Raw genomic sequence first — 18,596 nt, 5'->3', positions numbered from 1 at the left:
AGAATCCAGATCAAGAAAGGGTCAACGCCGCAGCCGCACAGCAACAACCGCCGCGCACGCCGCCAAACCCGCTGCACTCGCATACGTCACCAGCCCCATCGCGGCAACCCACCACAACGCCGTGGACACATGAGGCGCCAGAATCGTCGCCGCACCTGCAATCGCGACACCGACCAGACCTCCTGCCTGCCGCAGCGCATTCAACAAACCTGAGGCCACGCCAGCCAACTCCCCAGGCACCTGCTCCAGCACAGTCGAAATCATCGGCGGCACCGACAACGCCGTACCGCCGCCGAACATCACCATCGCCGCGTACGTGACGACCCACGGCGCGCGCCATTCCAGACTCATCGCCATCGCCGGCACCGCAACGGCGGCTAGTACGAGGCCGGTCGTCATGAACTGCGTCGCCGCAAAACGTCCATGCAACTTGCCCACCAGCACGTTCCCAAGCGACAAACTGCCGGCAAGCGGCAACAACGTGAGACCGATCTGCCGCGCGTTGAACCCGAACTCGCCGTGCAGATAAAGACTCAACTCAAACAACAACCCGAAGTAGCCGACATAGACGAGCGTCCCCATCGCATTCATCGTCACGAACATGCGGTTGCTGAACCACTCGACGGGCACCATCGGATGATGCGCGCGCCGCTCGACGGCGACGAGCGTCAGCACTGCCAGCACGGCGAGCAGCGCCGCACCCCACACCTCGCGTGCAGCGATCCCGCGCGACGGCAATTCGATCGCCGCATAGCAGAGCGCGCCGAGCGCGACGATGCTCGCCAGTTGCCCACCCCAGTCGAAATGGCGGCCGACGCTGCGCGTAGTGTGACGCACGACGGCCCATGCACCCGCGAACGCAACCAGGCCGGTCGGTACGTTGATCAGAAACGCGCTGCGCCAGCCGAACCCTTGCACGAGCAGGCCACCTAGCACCGGCCCGATCGCCGCCGCTATCGAGGCAATCCCCGCCCACGCGGCGATAGCGCGGCCGCGTTCGACGGGGTCGTCGAAGGTGCTGCGCACGATGGCGAGCGACGCCGGCAGGAATAACGCCGCGCCGCTGCCCTGCACGAAGCGCGCGACCACCAGTGCGCCGACGTTCGGCGCCAGCCCGCAAGCCGCCGAGGCCGCGACGAACAGCGCCAGGCCCCACAGATACACCGCTTTCGCACCGAAGCGGTCGGACGCCACGCCGCCCGCCAGGATCAGCGCGGCGAAACTCAGCGTGTATGCATCGACGATCCACGCGAGACCGCCCACGGACGCACCCAGGCTGGCGTGCATCGCGGGCAGGGCGACGTTGACGATGGTGGTGTCGAGCACCGCCATGAACATGCCGCTCGCCACCAGCGCGAGCGTCAGGCGCCCACGCCTGGCAGGCCGCTCCGTGTCGGCCAGCTTGGTGGGCAGCGGTTGTTCAGCGGCGCATTCGGTCATCACACTTCCTCGGGCTAGACCTGCAATTGAATCGATCGACGAAGTCTAGTCACATACGTGAATGCAATAAAGCAGTGATTTCCGTAGGCGCATGAGCCAAATATGCAGTGCGGAAAACGCCGGCAATGATCGACTGGCACAACGCACCACGCTTTCTCGTCGTGGCGCGGTCAACGCTCATTGGCATGTGAATGCACGGGCATGTACGTCAAGGCGAACCCGTGCGCATCAGTGCGACGGCGAGAAAGAATCGTGCATCCCCTGCGCATCGAGCACCGGCCACGCCGGCGGATCGGTCAGAGGTGGCGCAGCCTTAACCATGCCCGGCGCGTTTTCGAACACCTCGGCTAGCCAGTCGACAAAGGCTCGCACGCGCGGCGAAATCTGCCGGCTTTTCACATACGTCACCGAGAGGGCGACCGGCGTCGGCTTGCACTTCGGCAGGACCTCGATCAACTGTCCGGATGCAAGGTAAGGTGCGGCGGCGGCGCGCCCAGGCTGAATCAGTCCCAGGCCTTCGAGCCCGCATGCGAGATACGTGTGTTCGTCGTTCACCTGGATGAAGCCGTCCACTTTCACCTTGCTTGTCCGCGCCGCCACGCTGAAGTCGAAGTCCACGCGCCGGCCGGTTTGCATCGACAGCCAGTTCACCGCGACGTGATCCGAGAGATCGTCCAGGTGATGCGGCTGGCCGAACCGCGCGAGATACGCGGGGCTCGCGCAGGTGACGCGTTCGAGCAGCCCGAGGCGGCGCGCGAGCAGCCGGGAATCGGGCAACTCGCCCAACTCGATGCTGCAATCCACGCTCTCGCCGACCAGATCGAGCGTGCGATGACTCATACCGAGCGCCAGCTCGACATGCGGATGCAGCGCACGGAACGAGGCCAGCGCGGGTACCACGATCGACGCGGCAATCATGCCCGGCATCGCCACGCGCAAGCGGCCGCGCAGATTCTCCGGACGGTTGAACAGACCTGATTCGACTTCTTCGATCGCGGCGAGAATCTGCGCGCAGCGTTCGTAGTACGCGGCACCTTCCGCAGTCAGCGTGACCTTGCGCGTCGTGCGCACCAGCAACTGCACGCCGAGCAGGGACTCGAGCGCCTGCACGGTGGTCGTCGCGGTGGCGCGTGGAATCTCGAGCGACTCGGCGGCGCGCGTGAAGCTGCTGGCATCGACGATCCGCACGAAGATCCGCATGGCTTGTACTCGATCTATCACGATGCTTCTCCGGTGAGGTGCGGCTTATGGCGAGTCAACCCGGCTGCGAGCAGGGGCGCGAGCGCGAACGTCGCGAACAGCCAGAGCGCGGTGTGTTGCGCGGCGGGCAGCGGGGCGAGGGTCGTGAGACCGGCGCCGTTCGCGACGAGGCCCGCGAGCGCCGAGCCGAACGCCATCGCGAACAATTGAATGGTGGTGATCGAAAGCGACGCGAGGTTCTCTTCGCCCGGCTGCGCGGCGGTAAACACGCGAGTGAGCCGATGCGGCCAACCGATCCCGACTCCCAGTCCAACGCTCGCGAGCGCCGCGCACAGTGCGGCCGTACCTAGCAAGTCGTCAAACAAACCTGCTATTGGCATTTGCCAGGCGAGTGCGGCGAGCCCAAGCGCCGCGACAACCGGACCCGCTCGGCTCAAACGCGGCGCGACGCCGCCTGCGAGGCCCAACGCCCGCCAGCCGTTACTGCCGCTGAGCAGGTCGCTCCAGGCCGGCACATCCGATTGCAGATTTTTCATATCATGGACAGCCGAACGAGGCTGGCTTATTATGCAAGTATTGGCTTGGATAATAATGTGCCCCGATGAGATATGCAAATGAAAGCTTGGAAAATTCACCGGCGCTCGCACAAGCCGCGCCGACTGCTGCGCCGGTGGATCGCATCCTGAATCTGTTGAAGACGCAGGGGCCTTTGTCGACGGCGTCGATCGCGGGCGAACTCGGCATCACGGTCGAAGCCGCGCGGCAGCAGATCCAGAAGCTGCTGAGCGGTGGCTTGATCGAAGGACGTCAGGCGTTGCAGGCGGGGCCGGGGCGGCCGAGTCAAAGCTGGGCTTTGACGGAAGCGGGCAATGCGCGCTTTCCAGACACGCATCCGCGATTGACCGTGCAATTGCTCGGCTCGATTCGCCAGCTATTCGGCGAAGAGGGGCTCGACAGATTGATCGATCAGCGTGCCCTGGAAACGCGCGCGAACTATCTCGCGGTGCTCAAGCCGATCAAGGGCCTCAAGGCGCGGCTGAGCCGGCTCGCGGAGCTTCGCAGCGCCGAAGGCTATATGGCCGAGTTGCAGAAAGACGGGCGCGACTGGTTGCTGCTCGAGAATCACTGTCCGATCTGCGCGGCGGCGCGCACCTGCCAGGGTTTTTGCCGCACGGAGTTGCAACTGTTTGCGGAGATCGTCGGCGAGGAAGGATCGATTCAGCGCGAGGAGCATGTGCTTGCCGGCGCGCGACGATGTGCCTATCGCGTGAGACTGAAAGGCAAATAGCGTGGCATTGCCGTGCAAGCTTATGCGCTTCGAATTACTTCAAGCGCACACAAGCCCGCGATGAATTTTTTACGATTAAATTTCCGCTTTTTCTATGTGAGGATTCAACGCCAACGTTGACGTATGCGCGATAGCTCCTGATCCGCATACATGCGAAAGCGCGCTTCGCTCCTTGCAAGGAAATACCGTCGTGAAACTTATCCCCCGCTTCGGCGTCGCGGTTCTTCTCTTCTACAGCCTCTTATCGCAAAGCGCGCTCGCGCAGTCGCAACTGACTTACACCACCTCCTGGATCGGCAACAGTTTCGGCTTTGGCGACGGCAAGTGGATGCAGCAGGACATCCAGGCAATTAGCATCGGCGCCGATGGCACCGTTTACACCAATGCACCTTGGGACGAAAGCGGCAGCGAGATTGCCGCGTATCGCGCGGGCGACAAAATTGCCGTCGCCGGCTCGACGCACGGTTGGGGCAACACTGGCGGCGATGCTGTCGCGACGAACCATACCCACCTGTACGCGGCGATGTCGATCGGCAACGAGAACAACGGACTGGTCGGCGCGGACTATCCGCCTGCCAATCAGACGTGGTTCGGCATAACGCGGCGCACGCTTGCCAATCTTGCGACCGGTGCGCCGTTCGACGGTGGCAGTGGCAATAGCGCCAATGCGACAAAGAACAGTTTCCTGCGGCTGAACGCAGTGACGACCGGCACCGATGCGGGCATTCGCGGGATGGCCGCGACCGATACCGAACTGTATGTTGCCGATACGTACAACAGCCGGATCGTCGTGCTCGATGCCGCATCGATGCGGCGCCTGCGTTCATGGGATGTGCCCTCGCCAGGGCGAATCGCGTTGGATACCGATTCGACGCTGTGGGTGATAAGCGGTATTTCGTCTGTAAACCTAAGTATTCTGCATTACGCCGCCGATGGAACCGCGCTCTCCGGCACGTTGACGTTGCCCGCCGGCATGGTGCCGACCGACATCGCAATCGCACCGTCAGGGAAAATCCTGGTCGCCGACAACGGACCGGCCCAGCAGATCCTCGTCTTCGACAGGCATGCCAACGGTCAGCCGCGCGCCGCTGCGTCGATCGGCACGCGCAATGGCATCTTCCATGCGGTCAAGGGTGTGCCGGGCAGCTGGCGCTTCAATGGCATCACGGGTATCGGTATCGATCCGGCCGGCAATCTGTACGTCGCGCAGAATGGCGAAGGGCCACGGCCGCTCGGTTCGGCATCGGTCGGTCAAGGGGCCGTGCTCGAGAGCTATGTGTACGGCACCCATGCACTCAACTGGCGCTTGTACGGACTGACCTTTGTCGATAGCGCCGCGTTCGATCCGGCGACGCCGAATTCCGTCTACACCGGCTCGAAGCGCTTCAAGCTCGACTACAACCGCCCGGTCGGCCAGGAATGGTCGTACGCGGGCTTCACGCTCGACCGTTTCGACTATCCCGACGACCCGGCATTTCACGAGCCGCGTGGCGTGCGTGGCGAGCCGATGGTGCGGCGATTCGACGGTAGACGCTATCTCTACACCCTCGATCCCGATGCGCATTATCTGAATGTGTATCGCTTCGACGAGGTGCATGACGAAGTGGCGATTCCGTCGGGTTTGCTGGCGCAAAATCCGCTGCCGGGCGCGTGGCCCGCGGGGCAGCCGACGTATGGCGAATGGATGTGGCGCGACAGCAATGGCAACGGGACCGTCGACGCTAGCGAGATCACCGGCAATCCGTCGACGGGCAGCACGGTCGGCAACGGCTTCTGGTGGGTGGATACACCAGGTAACGTATGGCTCGCCACGCCGACGAGCGGCATCCGCAAGATGCCGTTGCAAGGTCTCGATTCCTTCGGCAATCCGATCTACACGTACGCGAGTTCGAAGATGTTCGCGATGCCGCAGCCGTTCACGCGGATTGCGCGGATCGTCTATATCGCCGTGACCGACACGATGTACATATCGGGCTTTACCAGTGCGATCCCATGGGATCCGACGCACTGGAAGGAGGCCGGCCCGGTGCTTGCGCGCTATGACAACTGGAGTTCCGGCACACCGACGCAGCAATACACGATTTCATTGCCGTGGAACACGCAGACCGATCCGCAGACGACGCCGGTCGGCGTCACGGTGGCGGGCAATTACATCTTCGTCGCCGAGTTGTACATCGCGAAGGTGGATGTGTATGACGCGCACACCGGGCAGGCGGTCGGCTATATGACGCCGGGCGCGAGCGTCGGCAACACCAGCGGCTGGGTGGATGTTTATCTCGGCATCAGCGCGGTGCAGCGCGACAATGGCGAATATGTCGTCCTGCTGGAAGACGACGCGCGCGCGAAAATCCTGATGTATCGGTGGACGCCTTAACGTGGATCACGTAGATCGCACTGGGTCCGATCACGAATGGACGGCAGCGCACGATCGGTATATAACAAACGTGAAAGGATGGCTTTGTTCAACGATGCATGGGATCGGAGAGAAGATTCATCATGACGCAAGACGTAACGCCTCAGCCGCCCCCGGGCGACCGGCCCGACCTCGAAAATCTCGACGCCGCGCTCAGTCACGTGCATCAGCAGGTATCGTCCGGCAGCATCGCTTCGGGTGCCGCAAAGGGCATTCTGTATAGCCTGATCGAAACGCTCGGCGCGTTCGTCGGCGATCCCGATCTGCCGGAGCACGCCCGTTCGGGTTATGAAGGGCTGCTGGAAGCCGCTCGCGAATTGCGCGCGAAGCTGGAGCACTGAAGGCTTCGGCGCGCCGCCTGCGGGTGGCGTGGTTCGCGGCGCAATCGCCGCCGCATTTCGGCGGCGCGGTTCTCTGTGATAAAAAGGCGCCTTGTTTCCAAACATTGCGCCGTTTTTTATGCTTTCTTCGTCTGCTACCAGCGTTGCTGGCTGTCGGCATTATCGTCGTACTGATTACGCCGGGTCCGACCAATACGCTGCTTGCGGCGGCCGGTCTGCGGCAAGGCGTGCGGCGTTCGTTGCCGCTGATCGCCGCCGAACTCGCCGGCTATCTTCTGTCGATTTCAGTGTGGGGACATTTTCTCGCGCAAGCCGCGCACGCGTTGCCGTGGTTGCCGTCGCTGCTGCGCGTGGCGGCCGGCGTGTACATCGCGTATCTCGCCGTCGATATGTGGCGCGCGGCAGTGGCCTTGCCCGATTCGACGCCGCGGGCGAGCGGCCTGCGCAAGCTATTCGTGGCGACGCTGCTCAACCCGAAAGGCTTGTTGTTCGCCGGCACGATCTTTCCCGCCATCGCGTTCACCCATGTTCCCGCGTATGCCATGGCGATGCTGATGTTCGCCTGCCTGCTGGTGCCGATCGCACTGGCGTGGATCGCGTTCGGCGCGGCGCTGGGCAGCGGCAAACTCACCTGGCTGAATCCGGTGAAGATGCAGCGCGGCGCGTCGATTGTGCTGGGCGTGTTTTCCTTGTCGCTCGCGTGGGCGGCGCTGCATTAAGACCGCGGATTGTCGAGCGCGGGTGCCGCGCGGTCACGCTTCCATCCTGCTGTCTGCGCTCAACGCCTCAAGCCATTCCGGCGGCGCGGATGCGATCTCCAGTTGCGGCGTGCCGTGCCAGTCCGCACAGCGCTGCAAAGCGCGGCGCAGATCGCCGGCCAGCCTCGCACTGAGTCGCACGCCGGGTTCGATGTGCAGCGATTTCAGTTCGAACACGCCGGTGGTCCGATGCGCTTTCGCATCCACGCGACCCACCAGGCGCCCCCGGCTCAAAAGCGGCAACACGAAATAACCGTATTTGCGCTTCGCAGCCGGCGTATAGCACTCGATCACATAGTCGAAGTCGAAGAGCGCGGCGGCCCGCTTGCGGTCCCACACCACTGGATCGAACGGTGACAGTACCGTGGTGACGGTTGAAGCGAGCTTGCCGGTTGCTGCGTCGTCGATCATCGGCGCGAATTCATGATGGACGAAGGTGTCCTGCTTCCAGCCTTCCACTTGCACGGGGATCAGCTCACCCTGATCGGCGAGCGCACGCAGTTCGTCGCGATAGGGACGGCGCGGCAGGCGGTAGTAATCGGCGACCCAATCGGCGCGCACGATGCCGAGCACGCGGCAGGTACGGCGCAACGCTTCCTCGGTGACCGTTTCCCGCGGCGGCAGATCGCGCGCATCGTCCCAGTCCGGTAACACGCGTTCGGTCAGATCGTAGACGCGATGAAAATTGCGCCGCTCGGCCACCATCAGTTGCCCGATCGCAAACAGCACTTCCAGATGGCGCTTCTCCGGCTTCCAGTCCCACCAGCCGTTGCCCTTGCCCGCCTCGCGGGCGAAGTCCGCTGAACGCACGGGACCTGTCGCTCGGATATGCGCAAGTAGCTTGTCGATGTCCTTGCGATGCTTCTTGTGCCATTCGGCCGCGTACTTCCAGCCCATGCCGCTCGGATCGAGCATGCGATGGCGCAGCAGGCCGTAGTCTTCCGTCGGGACGAAACAGGCTTCATGTGACCAGTATTCGAACAGCTTGCCTTCGGCGAGATGCTCGTCGAGCCATTGCTGCGGATACGCGCCGAGCCGGCTGAACAGCACGAGATAGGGACTGCGCGCGACAACGTGGATCGTGTCGATTTGCAACTGCGCCATGCGGCGGATCGCGTCGAGCACGTCGGCTTTGACAGCCTTGCGGCGCGGCGGCGTCAGCAAACCTTGCGCGGCCAGATGCAGGGTGCGCGCGGCGGATAACGGAAGCGTCTTCACGCGGGCGTCGGTCACGGGCTTGGGTCGCGAGGTTGGGGCACGGGTTTGAGTTACGAGTTTGGGTCAACGAGTGACGTTAGCGGCCGTGCCCATGATGTTTATCCCAGCCACGGTGGCGGCCATGGTCGCCGTGTCCGCGGTACCCGCGGTAGTAATCGCCGCGATACCCATATCCATAGCCGTATGCCGGTTGCACAGGCGCGTAAACGACCGGTGGCGGGGGCGCATAAACCACGGGCGGCGGGGCATAAAAGGGGCCCGGCGTATTGACGAACACGCCGACATCCACCCGGGCCGAAGCCGCGGTCGATGCGCAGGCGGCGGCAAAGCCGAAGGTGGCGAAAACGATCGCGCGTTGGATCATGCTTGTCTCCTGTTTCGAAATGGTCAGCCATTCACTGTCGAATGGCTGACGACTATATTACGAAACAGAAAGAAAAGCAGGTGCAACCAGTTGATGGTGTGTGTAACAGCAGATTACCCGGGGCGCTCAAGCCCCCAAAGCGACCGCTTCTCCCTCCGATACCGCCAGCAGTTGATGAATCTGCGCGACCACCGCCGCGCCTTCTCCGACCGCCGCCGCAACGCGTTTCGTCGACCCGGCGCGCGCGTCACCGATCGCATACACGCCCTCGACCGTGGTAGCGAGGTCGCAGACGGACGCACCGTCCACGCTGGCGCCGGTCAGCACGAAGCCCTTGTCATCCAGTTGCACGCCGCAGGTGCGCAGCCAGTCGGTATTCGGATCGGCGCCCGTGAAAAGGAACAGATGCCGCGTATCGAAGCTTTCGGTGCCATCCGGCAGCGGCTTCTTCAACGAGACCGACGCCAGCCCGATGTCGTCCGCCTCGAGCCGGCCGACCTCCGAATTCGGATGCACGAACACATTCGGCAGCGAACGGATGCGGTCGATCAGATAGCGCGACATGGTGGCTTCAAAGCCGCTTCGGCGGATCAGTACATGGACCTTGGCCGCGTGCGTCGCCAGATAGACGATCGCCTGGCCCGCCGAATTGCCACCGCCCACCAGCACGATCTCCTGGCGCTTGCACAGCTTGGCCTCGACCGGTGACGCCCAGTAGTAGACACCGCGCCCATCGAAGCGGTCGAGCCCTTCGAGCGCGGGGCGCCGATAGACCGCACCGCTCGCGATCACAATCGTGCGGGAGGTAATCTTGCCGCCGCACTTGAGCTCCAGCCGATACGGCGACTCCGCGCAATGCAGTGCCTTCACATGGACCGGAATCGCGACGTGCGCGCCGAATTTCTGCGCCTGCACGAACGCACGGCCTGCAAGCGCCTGACCGGAGATGCCGGTCGGAAAGCCGAGATAGTTTTCGATCCGCGAACTGGCGCCCGCCTGGCCGCCCGGCGCACGGCTGTCGAGCACGATGACCGAGAGGCCTTCAGACGCCGCGTACACGGCCGTGGCGAGGCCGGCTGGTCCCGCGCCGACGATCGCAACGTCGTACACATGCGAATCGTCGAGATCGGGCAGCAAGCCGAGGCAGGTGGCGAGTTCCGGCATGCTCGGGTGACGCAGCACCGTGCCGTCCGGGCAGATCACCAGCGGCATGTCTTCTTGCTGCGCGGCGAATTGCTCGATCAGACGCAGCGCGTCTTCGTCGCGTTCGTCGATGACCGAGTGAGGATGACCGTTGCGCGACAGGAAGCCTTGCAACATCACGAGCCTGGCGTCACTGCTGTTGCCGATCAGGATCGGGCCGCCCGCGCCCTTTTCGATCAGCGACACGCGCCGCAGGATCAGCGCGCGCATGATGCGCTCGCCCAGTTCGGCCTCGGCGACGATCAGCGCGCGCAGCTTGTCCGGCGGAATCAGCAAAGCGTCGACCGGGGTGACGGCCATGCCGTTGACCAGCGCAGGCCTCCCGGACAACTGACCGACTTCGGCGAGAAAATGCCTGGCGCCATGTTCTGCAATCAGGACTTCGCGCCCGATGCCATCGCGCTGGTAAACCTTCACGCGCCCACTCAACACCACGAACATGCCCGGGCCAGTGTGGCCGGTTTCGAACAGCAGTTCACCGGTTTCCCAGTGGCCCACTTCGCCGAACCGGCGCAGACGGTCGATTTCCGCGCATGTGAGTTCGGGGAACATCTGATGCATGCGCGTCGCGAGCGACGAAAACGGCGCGTCGGCGACGACGATTTGTTGCCCTTCTGCTTCTTGAGTCGACAGCATTGAACCGCTCCTTCTGTGTTCATTCTGATTGATCGACACGGGGGCGAAGCGGCGCGGGCGCGCGAGGGCGCCGATGGGAATGCGCTGCTGCGCTACACGGCCTTCGGCGCGATATCGTCGACCGCCACGTCGGGCGGCGGCATGCCGGGCAGCGAGTCTACCGCCTTGCCCGAGTCGCGCCAGGCTTCCATGCCGCCGCGTAACGGCAGCACGTCGGCGAAGCCGGCTTCGTTCATCTGTTTGGCCATCCATGCCGCGGATATTTCATTTGGGCACGAACAGTAAATCACCACTTTCTGATCGTGCGGGTACGTCGCAACGATCTCATCGAGCTGCCGCTCGTCGGCGAATAGCGAGCCCGGAATCACGAACGGATCGAGCGCGCGCTTTTCCTGCGAGCGGATATCGAACAATATCGGCGTTTTGCCCGCCACGACCAGCTTTGCCAGCTCCTCGACTTCGATGCGCTGGGTCGCAAGCTTGGAAATCAGCTGACGCCGGCGAATCCAGCGATAGGCCGCATACAGCAGCAGCAACGCGACGGCCACCAGCGCGGCGGTGCGCCCGAGGCGTCCGGCCATGGCGAACAGCATGTCGATCTGCCGGGCGAACAGCGCACCGATGATCAAACCGGTACCTGACCACAACGCGGCGCCGATGCTGTCGTAAGTGAGAAACGTGCGGTAACGCGCGCCCATTGCGCCGGCCATTGGAATCGATACGATTGACAGACCCGGCACGAACTTCGCCACCGCCAGCACGCGCACGCCCCAGCGGCCGAAAAAGCGTTCGGTCTTTTTTACACAGGTGTCGCGTGACAGTGAAAGACGGCAGATCGTTTTCAGCGTATTGCCGCCGTACAGACGACCGGCCAGATACCAGGCGCTGTCGCCGATTAGCGTGGCGAAGATCGACAACACAAGGACCGGCATCAGCTGCGTGCCCACTGACCCGGGATGCATGGCCGCCATCGCCCCAAACAGCACGAGCGACGGCATCGCCGGCACCGGCAGCCCGAGCGAGGCGGCCAGCACGTTGACGAAGACGAGCGCCGGTCCATATTGCTCGACGAGATCATGTAGCATCGGCTTACATCCGCAACCCTTTCGGACGCGGCGCAGGTAGGTAAGGCAACAGGATATGTAAGGATTATGGACGCATTTTCAAGACGTGCAAACGCCCGGAAAATGGGCCCGCGATTCGGATGTTAAAAGCGCGCCCTAGGCATGCCTGGCGGACTCAGAGCGAAGATTAGACGCGCGAATGGAACAAAGCGCAATTGATGAAGCTTACACGGCAAACCCGTGGCGAATAACACGCTACGGATGCCCGTAGGGTGTCTCGCAGTACGTCAACCCAAGCTGGCGGTACGGAGGTGGCACACGGCATGCGCGTGTGCGTCATGCCGTGCGCGGCTGCATTTACTGACGATGATTGTGCTGTTCGCCGGGCAATTCCGCGCCATGCGCGCGGATCGCCGCAATCAGTTCGGCCGGCGTGATTTCGTAACGCACTTCGCGGTGAATGCCCGGCTTGCGCTCATCGACCTCGATCAGAAGGATGCCTTTGCCGTCTTCTGTCGATTCGAGGCGCAGCGAGCGGAGTTCGCGCGCCGTTGCGTCGTCGTATTCGGTGAGCAGGGCCATTGACCCGGAGGACCCGGTAGTGCGCATCGAGGTTGTCCTTGTTCCGTTGTTGATCGAACCATTGTACGGGCAGGCTGGCGCGCCATCTGTCGCGCCGCGCTCACACCGACAACCAGTTTAACGCGACTCCCCGCCATGACGGCCGCATTTTTCATGCTCCGTGACGGTGCAACCCTTCTCCCCGCCTGTCACGGTGCTGACGCGCGCGTCGGTTAGGGCCAGGCGCCGCACGAGAAACAATGGGCAAAAAAATAGCCCGTCCTTGAAGGGACGGGCTGCTAAACGCCGTTGTTACTCGGGTCAGCTTGCCCGTGCAACCAACTGGGCGCTGACGTTTCCATCCTCATGCGCCAATTCTGGACTGTCGAGGTGGGAGTAACGCCGATCTATCAGATCAATGTCGATTCTTCCTGTTCGCTTTCGTGCGCGAATTCATGCGTACCTTTGCGCTTGAATTCGGGTGCGGGCGTGTGCGCAGAATGCAGCGTCGCATGGGGCGCGGGTGCTTGCCGCAACGGCTGCGCCGCCCGCTGCGCCGGCGTCGCGTCGGCGACGGTGAAGAGGCGCACCGCTTCGTCCAACACATCGGCCTGTTCCGCGAGACGTTGCGCCGTGGCTGCCGCCTGCTCGACCAATGCGGCGTTCTGCTGCGTGGCGCCGTCCAGATGCGAGACCGCCTGACCCACCTGGCGAATCCCTTCCGCCTGCTCGCTGCTGGCATTCGCCACTTCGACGATGATCGACGACACGCGGCTCACCGCTTCATCGATCACGCGCATCTGTGACGTCGTGCGTGCAACCAGTTCGGTGCCGAGCGCCACTTCGGTTGCACTCGCCTCGACCACCGACTTGATTTCCTTCGACGATGCCGCGCACCGTTGCGCCAGCATCCGCACTTCGCCGGCGACGACCGCGAACGAGCGGCCCGATTCTCCGGCGCGCGCCGCTTCGACGGCAGCGTTCAGCGCGAGGATGTTGGTCTGGAACGCAATGCCGTCGATCACGCCGGTGATGTCGGCGATGCGCCGCGACGCCGCCGTGATGCCGGCCATGGTCTGCTCGACCTGACCCGCGATCTTGCCGCCGACCGCCGCCGCCGCTTGCGCGTCTTTCGCGAGATCGAGCGCGCGCACGCTGGCATCCGCGTTGGCCTGCACGGTGGTCGTCAATTCTTCCATCGTGGCAGCGGTTTCTTCGAGCGACGCCGCCTGCATTTCGGTGCGGCGCGCGAGGTCGACATTGCCACTGGAGATTTCGCGCGCGTTGTCGAGCATGCCGGTGATCTGCGCGCGCACGTCGGAGACGATCGCCGCGAGATTTGCCTTCAACTGATTCAACGCCTGCAGCACGTCGCCGAGGTCGTCGTGACGCGCGATCACCAGATCGGCGGTCAGATCGCCCGCGGCGAGGCGGGTCGCGAAACCGGACATGTCGCGGATCGGTTCGGCGAGTTGCCGCGTCAGCATCCGCCAGGAGACGAAGCTGAAAGCGGTGGTGACGCCGAACGCGATCCAGAATGGCACGGGCGGTGTGCCGCCCCACGCGGCGAGTCCTGTTAGCAACAAAGCCAGCGGTGTGATCGCATAGCCGACCGCCGCGCGCGTTGCGACCGGCAGACGCATCAGCGATTGCAAACGGCCGAACATCCCCGTACGCACGACTAGGCCGCGATGCAACTTGAGCGCGCGCGACTCACCGGCGCGGATTCGCGCGTACAGCGCTTCGGCGGCGCGTACCGCGTCGCGTTCCGGCTTCACGCGCACGCTCAGATAGCCGACCACTGCGCCTTTATCGACTACCGGCGTGACGTTCGCATGCACCCAGTAATAGTCGCCGTTCTTGCGGCGGTTCTTGACGAGCGCGGTCCACGGACGGCCATCGCGAATCGTCGTCCACATGTCGGCGAAGGCTTCACGCGGCATGTCCGGATGACGGATCAGGTTGTGCGGCTGGCCAATCAGTTCTTCGCGGGCAAAGCCCGATACAGTGATGAACGCCGGGTTGCAATACTCGATGCGGCCGGTCAGATCCGTCGCGGAAACAAGCATTTGCGACGAAGGGAATTCGTATTCGTGCCCGGTGACGGGCTGGTTGTTGCGCATGGCTTTCCTTGCAGGTGCGGACGCGCGTCCACAAAAACGGTCCTTACATCTATGCAAGGAATAACGGCATTAACCCCTTAGTATTTAGGGTTTCCCAGTAAACCACTCAGGTTTATCGTGCGCCGAGCCGTTATTGCATGGTTGCATTCATGCGTTCCGAGTCGCCGTGAAAATCAGTGCCGGATGCTTCGCGTGCTGTCTTCAAAAGCGCTACACTGCGCCGGTAAAAGGGCTGCAGACGTGTTCCGTGCTCCTCTGAGCCGCAGCGGTCTGCGTGCGCGAACCACGCTAACTTTGCCGGCTGATGCAGAAGATCCTCGACCGTACTCAGGAATCACTGGCGCACGCATTCGCGTCGCTGGCCCATAGCGCGAAGCGCCAACAACGGTTGTACCTCGCGACGATCGCTTCGCTGATGCTGATCGTGGTGGTCTTTGCGCTGCTGCTGGCCGTTCTTGCCGCGGAGAAGCAACTCGAATACCGGCGAACGTTCACGTCCCAGAGCGCCGCCGACCTCTCGCGGCTCCTGCATCGGCAGGAATCGTTCATGCGGCGTGCCGAATTGACGCTCGACTACTATCACGACACCGACAACGTACTCCGTGTGCCGGCAAGCGTCGAGGAAGCGGTGCGCCTGAGCGGCGTCGCGCGCGGCAGGGTGCCAAGGGTCGACGCGCAATTCGACCTGCTGGTCGGCGACGCTACGCGCGCGGCATGGGGGCCGCAATCAGGCGCGAACCTTTGGCGTATCTACGAAGCGGCACAGTCGACGCTAGTGACCCAGCAGTCGTTCGAGCTGCCGCAACGGGCGATCCTGCTTGGGCTGACTGAAGACTATGCAGCGATCCTGCCGTCGCTTGCTCAACCGGTCTCCGATTCAGGCGCTTATTCAGGCACTAGTTCAAGCATTAGTTCAGGCACCGGTCGCGGTGTCGCTGCGGCGCCGCCTTTGCAACCGGCGATCGTGAGCACGTTGCGTGAGACCCTTGAACAGGAACTGCTGGCGCAAACCGGCAAGCGTGTGCCCGGCAAAGGCGAGCGGATCTGGCTCGGCCCCTACCGCGATCCACTGCAAGGCGTGCCGGTGATCTCCACGGTGAGCGCCTACTATGCCGGCGATAAGCCGACCACGCCGACCACGCTGATCGCGATGAGCATTCCGCTTGACGGGTTGTTAGCGCATCTCGCGCGGCCTGACCGCGAGGGAGCGCTGTTGCTGATGACGGCGGACCGCCGTGTGATCGTGTCGTCACCGTCCGTCGATGCGCCGACTGCAGCCATGCTGCAAGACGCCGTCGCGCAGACGCCATCCGGTGCATACCGTTACACCCGCGATGGCGTGATGCTGAGCGAGCCGTTGATGCCCGGCTTCGGTTCGCTGGTCAGCTATCTGTCGTGGCGCGAACTGATTGCCGCGCTCGGTTGGCAACTGGCCGCGCTCGCCTGCCTCGCGCTGCTGGTCCTGGCGGGGATCGCGCTGGCGGCGCGGTTCTGGGGGCTGCGCCTGATGCGCAGCACCTTCGCGGAAACCTCGCGTGCACTGGAAAGCGAAACCATCAACCACGTTCTGGTCAGTGCGACGCCGGTCGGTTTGTGCATCGTCCGGCAGAGCGACTATTCGATCATCATCGCCAACGCATTGGCCGACGCGTTGCTGCATGTCGAAGCCGGCCGCAATCGCTTGCCGCCGCATATCGTTGACGAGATTCGCGCGCAGGCGCCGGATGGGCCCTCGATCACCGCATTCGCCAAGATCGCCGCTTTTGTCGCGCCTGCGCAGCCGGTGCAGCCGCAAGCGCATCCGCCGTCACAGCCGCAAGCGCAATCACAGCCACAACCGCCATCGCAACCGGCGCCCGACGAAAGCACCTCGCCACATGCGCAGTTTCTACAGTTCACCTACGCGCCGGCACGTTACGCCGACGAGGATGTGCTGTTCTGCGCGATCCTCGACGTCACTGTGCAACATGCGCTCGAACAGCAATTGCGGCTCGCGCAGCAGACCGCCGAGATCACGATGCGGGCGCGCTCGAATTTCTTCGCGTCGATGAGCCACGAAATCCGTACGCCGCTGAACGCGCTGCTTGGCAACCTCGAACTGTTTGCCCGTACACTGGGGCTCGAAGCGCATGCGCAACGACTCACGGCGTTGAATGTCGCGGCCGATGCGCTGCGCGGCATCGTCAATGACATTCTCGATTTTTCGAAGATCGACGCCGGCGAGATGAAGCTCGTGACCGAGCCGTTCCGTCCGCTCGACGATTTCGAGAACATCGCGCTGTCCTACGCGCCCATGACGGCGGATCGCGCGATTCGCTTCTATGCGCATCTGTCGCCGACGCTCGATCAGGTGCTGCGTGGTGACCGCACGCGCATCGCGCAGATCGTCAACAACCTGCTGAGCAACGCGTTCAAATTCACGTCGTGCGGCAAGATCACGCTGAATGCCGAAGTGGAGGACGATCTGCAAGGCCGCCCGATTCTGATCTGCCGGGTCTGCGATTCGGGGATCGGCATGGATCAGGCGCTGGTCGCGCGCATCTTCAGCCCGTTCGTGCAGGGCGAAGCGAGCACGTCGAGCCGCTATGGCGGCGCCGGCCTCGGCCTGTCGATCTGCGCGCGGCTGTGCGAGCTAATGGGCGGCCATATTGCGGTCGAGAGCGTGCTGGGTGTCGGCAGCGGTTTCAGCGTTTCGATCCCGCTCGCTCCGCCCCCGGATGAGTTGCGCGAGCCGGTCGTCGAACCGGTACGCCGCGGCAATGTGCTGGTGGTGTCGCAGGAACGCGACTCAGGGCAGATCATCGACAGCAGCTTTCATCGGGTAGGGTGGACGGTTCACACGGTCGTGTCGATGCGCAGCGCAGAAGCGTGGTTGCGCGTGAACCGGCCGGACGCGATGGTGGTCACCGGCGAATACGGTCTCGACGCGATTGCAGCGTTGCGTGCGGTGCATCCGGCCGGGGTGGTGTGGATCACGCGCACCGGACCCGATCGTCCCGCTGCGTGCGGCGACGGCGTGCTCGAAGTGACGGAGTTCAGCCGCAAGGCGATTCTGGCCGCGGTCGATCTCGCGGCCACGGGTGCAGCTAATGCCGCAGCGACGCAGCCGCCGGCCGCCGCCGCATTGCCGCCTCCCGAAGCCGATCCGGCCTTGCAAGGCTTGACGGTGCTGGTCGCTGAAGACAATCCGTTGATCCAAACCTTGATCATCGAGCAACTCGACGCGCTAGGCTGCCTGCCGACGATTGCCGGTGACGGGCGTCAAGCGCTGGCGGCATTCGAGCAGGGGCATTTCGAAGTGGTGCTGACCGATATTCACATGCCGGTCATGGATGGATACACGTTGCTGGCGGCACTGCGTAGAGCGCATGCCGACGTACCGGTGCTGGCTTTTAGCGCAGTCACCGACAACCAGCAGCAGGACGGCTGGCGCGAGCGAGGCTTTACCGGGTATGTCGCGAAACCGGCGTCGCTGGGTGAGTTGGAGGCGGCGCTGCTCGCGGTGACGTCCGCAAAACCGCAGCTTGTACCGGGACCGGCGACGGCAGCGACAGCAGCAGCGAAGCCGGCATCAGCAACAGCCGCGCAGTCGGCTGCGGCGAGTTCAATGGCGGCCGGCGCGGCCACCGACCCGGCGAATACGCTCAGTGCGGACGACAAGTCACGTTACACGGCCATGCTCAAGGAGCATCTTCAAAGCGATCTGCCGAGGCTGCTGGCGCTTGTTGAACAGGAAGACCGGGAAGCCTTGGGCGGCTGGGCGCATAGCGCGGCCGGCGGGTTCCTGGTCGTGCAGGAGCAGCGCTTCGCCCAGCAATGCCGCGAACTGCAGCGGCTCTGCGAGACCAGCGAACGTTGGACCACCGAGATGGATGAACGCGCAATCTCGCTGCACGAGGCGATATGCGATCACTTCGGGTTGGACGAAGCGTCGATGTATTGATGACTTGCGCTGCCACCGCCACTGCCGGCTGCGGTGTGCGATCG

General features: G+C 63.6%; 14 protein-coding genes. 5 read left to right on the top strand and 9 right to left on the bottom strand.

Annotated features, from left to right (window positions below; translation table 11 throughout):
- Positions 1-21: 21 nt before the first annotated feature.
- The 3 genes from GNZ12_RS28570 to GNZ12_RS28560 form a co-directional block, all read right to left on the bottom strand.
- A complete protein-coding gene (locus GNZ12_RS28570; protein ID WP_172315527.1) occupies positions 22-1,440 on the bottom strand; it encodes an MFS transporter in 1,419 nt (472 codons plus the stop codon).
- A 228-nt stretch (positions 1,441-1,668) separates the two neighbouring features.
- Positions 1,669-2,661 (bottom strand): LysR family transcriptional regulator, encoded by a 993-nt coding sequence (locus GNZ12_RS28565; RefSeq protein ID WP_172315526.1) that lies wholly within the window; start codon positions 2,659-2,661, stop codon positions 1,669-1,671.
- Positions 2,658-3,176, bottom strand: coding sequence for a hypothetical protein (locus GNZ12_RS28560; protein WP_172315525.1), 519 nt, complete (start codon positions 3,174-3,176; stop codon positions 2,658-2,660). Before GNZ12_RS28560 ends, GNZ12_RS28565 begins: the two co-directional genes overlap by 4 nt.
- Before the next feature lie 65 nt (positions 3,177-3,241).
- Here GNZ12_RS28560 and GNZ12_RS28555 point away from each other — a divergent pair, with 65 nt between their 5' ends.
- From GNZ12_RS28555 to GNZ12_RS28540, 4 genes are all read left to right on the top strand, one after another.
- Positions 3,242-3,928 (top strand): helix-turn-helix transcriptional regulator, encoded by a 687-nt coding sequence (locus GNZ12_RS28555; RefSeq protein WP_172315524.1) that lies wholly within the window; start codon positions 3,242-3,244, stop codon positions 3,926-3,928.
- Between the two features lie 190 nt (positions 3,929-4,118).
- Positions 4,119-6,302, top strand: a complete 2,184-nt coding sequence (locus GNZ12_RS28550; protein WP_172315523.1) for an NHL repeat-containing protein — start codon at positions 4,119-4,121, stop codon at positions 6,300-6,302.
- 122 nt (positions 6,303-6,424) lie between these two features.
- Complete coding sequence (locus tag GNZ12_RS28545; RefSeq protein WP_172315522.1) at positions 6,425-6,682, top strand: hypothetical protein; 258 nt, start codon at positions 6,425-6,427, stop codon at positions 6,680-6,682.
- 143 nt (positions 6,683-6,825) lie between these two features.
- Positions 6,826-7,401, top strand: coding sequence for a LysE family translocator (locus GNZ12_RS28540; RefSeq protein WP_407947736.1), 576 nt, complete (start codon positions 6,826-6,828; stop codon positions 7,399-7,401).
- A gap of 33 nt (positions 7,402-7,434) precedes the next feature.
- On the opposite strand, the gene GNZ12_RS28535 is transcribed toward GNZ12_RS28540, so the two are convergent.
- The 6 genes from GNZ12_RS28535 to GNZ12_RS28510 form a co-directional block, all read right to left on the bottom strand.
- Positions 7,435-8,658, bottom strand: coding sequence for a winged helix-turn-helix domain-containing protein (locus GNZ12_RS28535; RefSeq protein ID WP_172315521.1), 1,224 nt, complete (start codon positions 8,656-8,658; stop codon positions 7,435-7,437).
- Positions 8,659-8,734: 76 nt separating this feature from the next.
- Entirely contained in the window at positions 8,735-9,022 is a 288-nt protein-coding gene (locus tag GNZ12_RS28530) for a hypothetical protein (RefSeq protein WP_172315520.1), read from the bottom strand.
- Positions 9,023-9,148: 126 nt separating this feature from the next.
- Positions 9,149-10,861, bottom strand: coding sequence for an FAD-dependent oxidoreductase (locus tag GNZ12_RS28525; RefSeq protein ID WP_172315519.1), 1,713 nt, complete (start codon positions 10,859-10,861; stop codon positions 9,149-9,151).
- Between the two features lie 92 nt (positions 10,862-10,953).
- On the bottom strand, positions 10,954-11,946 hold the full coding sequence (locus GNZ12_RS28520; RefSeq protein WP_172315518.1) for a DedA family protein/thiosulfate sulfurtransferase GlpE: 993 nt from the start codon (positions 11,944-11,946) through the stop codon (positions 10,954-10,956).
- A 336-nt stretch (positions 11,947-12,282) separates the two neighbouring features.
- Positions 12,283-12,534 carry a hypothetical protein gene (locus GNZ12_RS28515; protein WP_007178686.1) on the bottom strand — a complete coding sequence of 84 codons (252 nt, stop codon included), beginning with the start codon at positions 12,532-12,534 and terminating at the stop codon, positions 12,283-12,285.
- A gap of 362 nt (positions 12,535-12,896) precedes the next feature.
- A complete protein-coding gene (locus tag GNZ12_RS28510; protein WP_172315517.1) occupies positions 12,897-14,609 on the bottom strand; it encodes a methyl-accepting chemotaxis protein in 1,713 nt (570 codons plus the stop codon).
- 304 nt (positions 14,610-14,913) lie between these two features.
- Between GNZ12_RS28510 and GNZ12_RS28505 the strand changes: the two genes are divergently transcribed.
- A complete protein-coding gene (locus GNZ12_RS28505) occupies positions 14,914-18,552 on the top strand; it encodes an ATP-binding protein (RefSeq protein ID WP_172315516.1) in 3,639 nt (1,212 codons plus the stop codon).
- Positions 18,553-18,596 lie beyond the last annotated feature (44 nt).

The sequence above is a fragment of the Paraburkholderia solitsugae genome, from assembly GCF_013177695.1.
Classification (GTDB): Bacteria; Pseudomonadota; Gammaproteobacteria; order Burkholderiales; family Burkholderiaceae; genus Paraburkholderia; species Paraburkholderia solitsugae.
The sequence above is the reverse complement of the archived record's forward strand: the minus strand, read 5'-3'. Positions and strand labels throughout refer to the sequence as shown.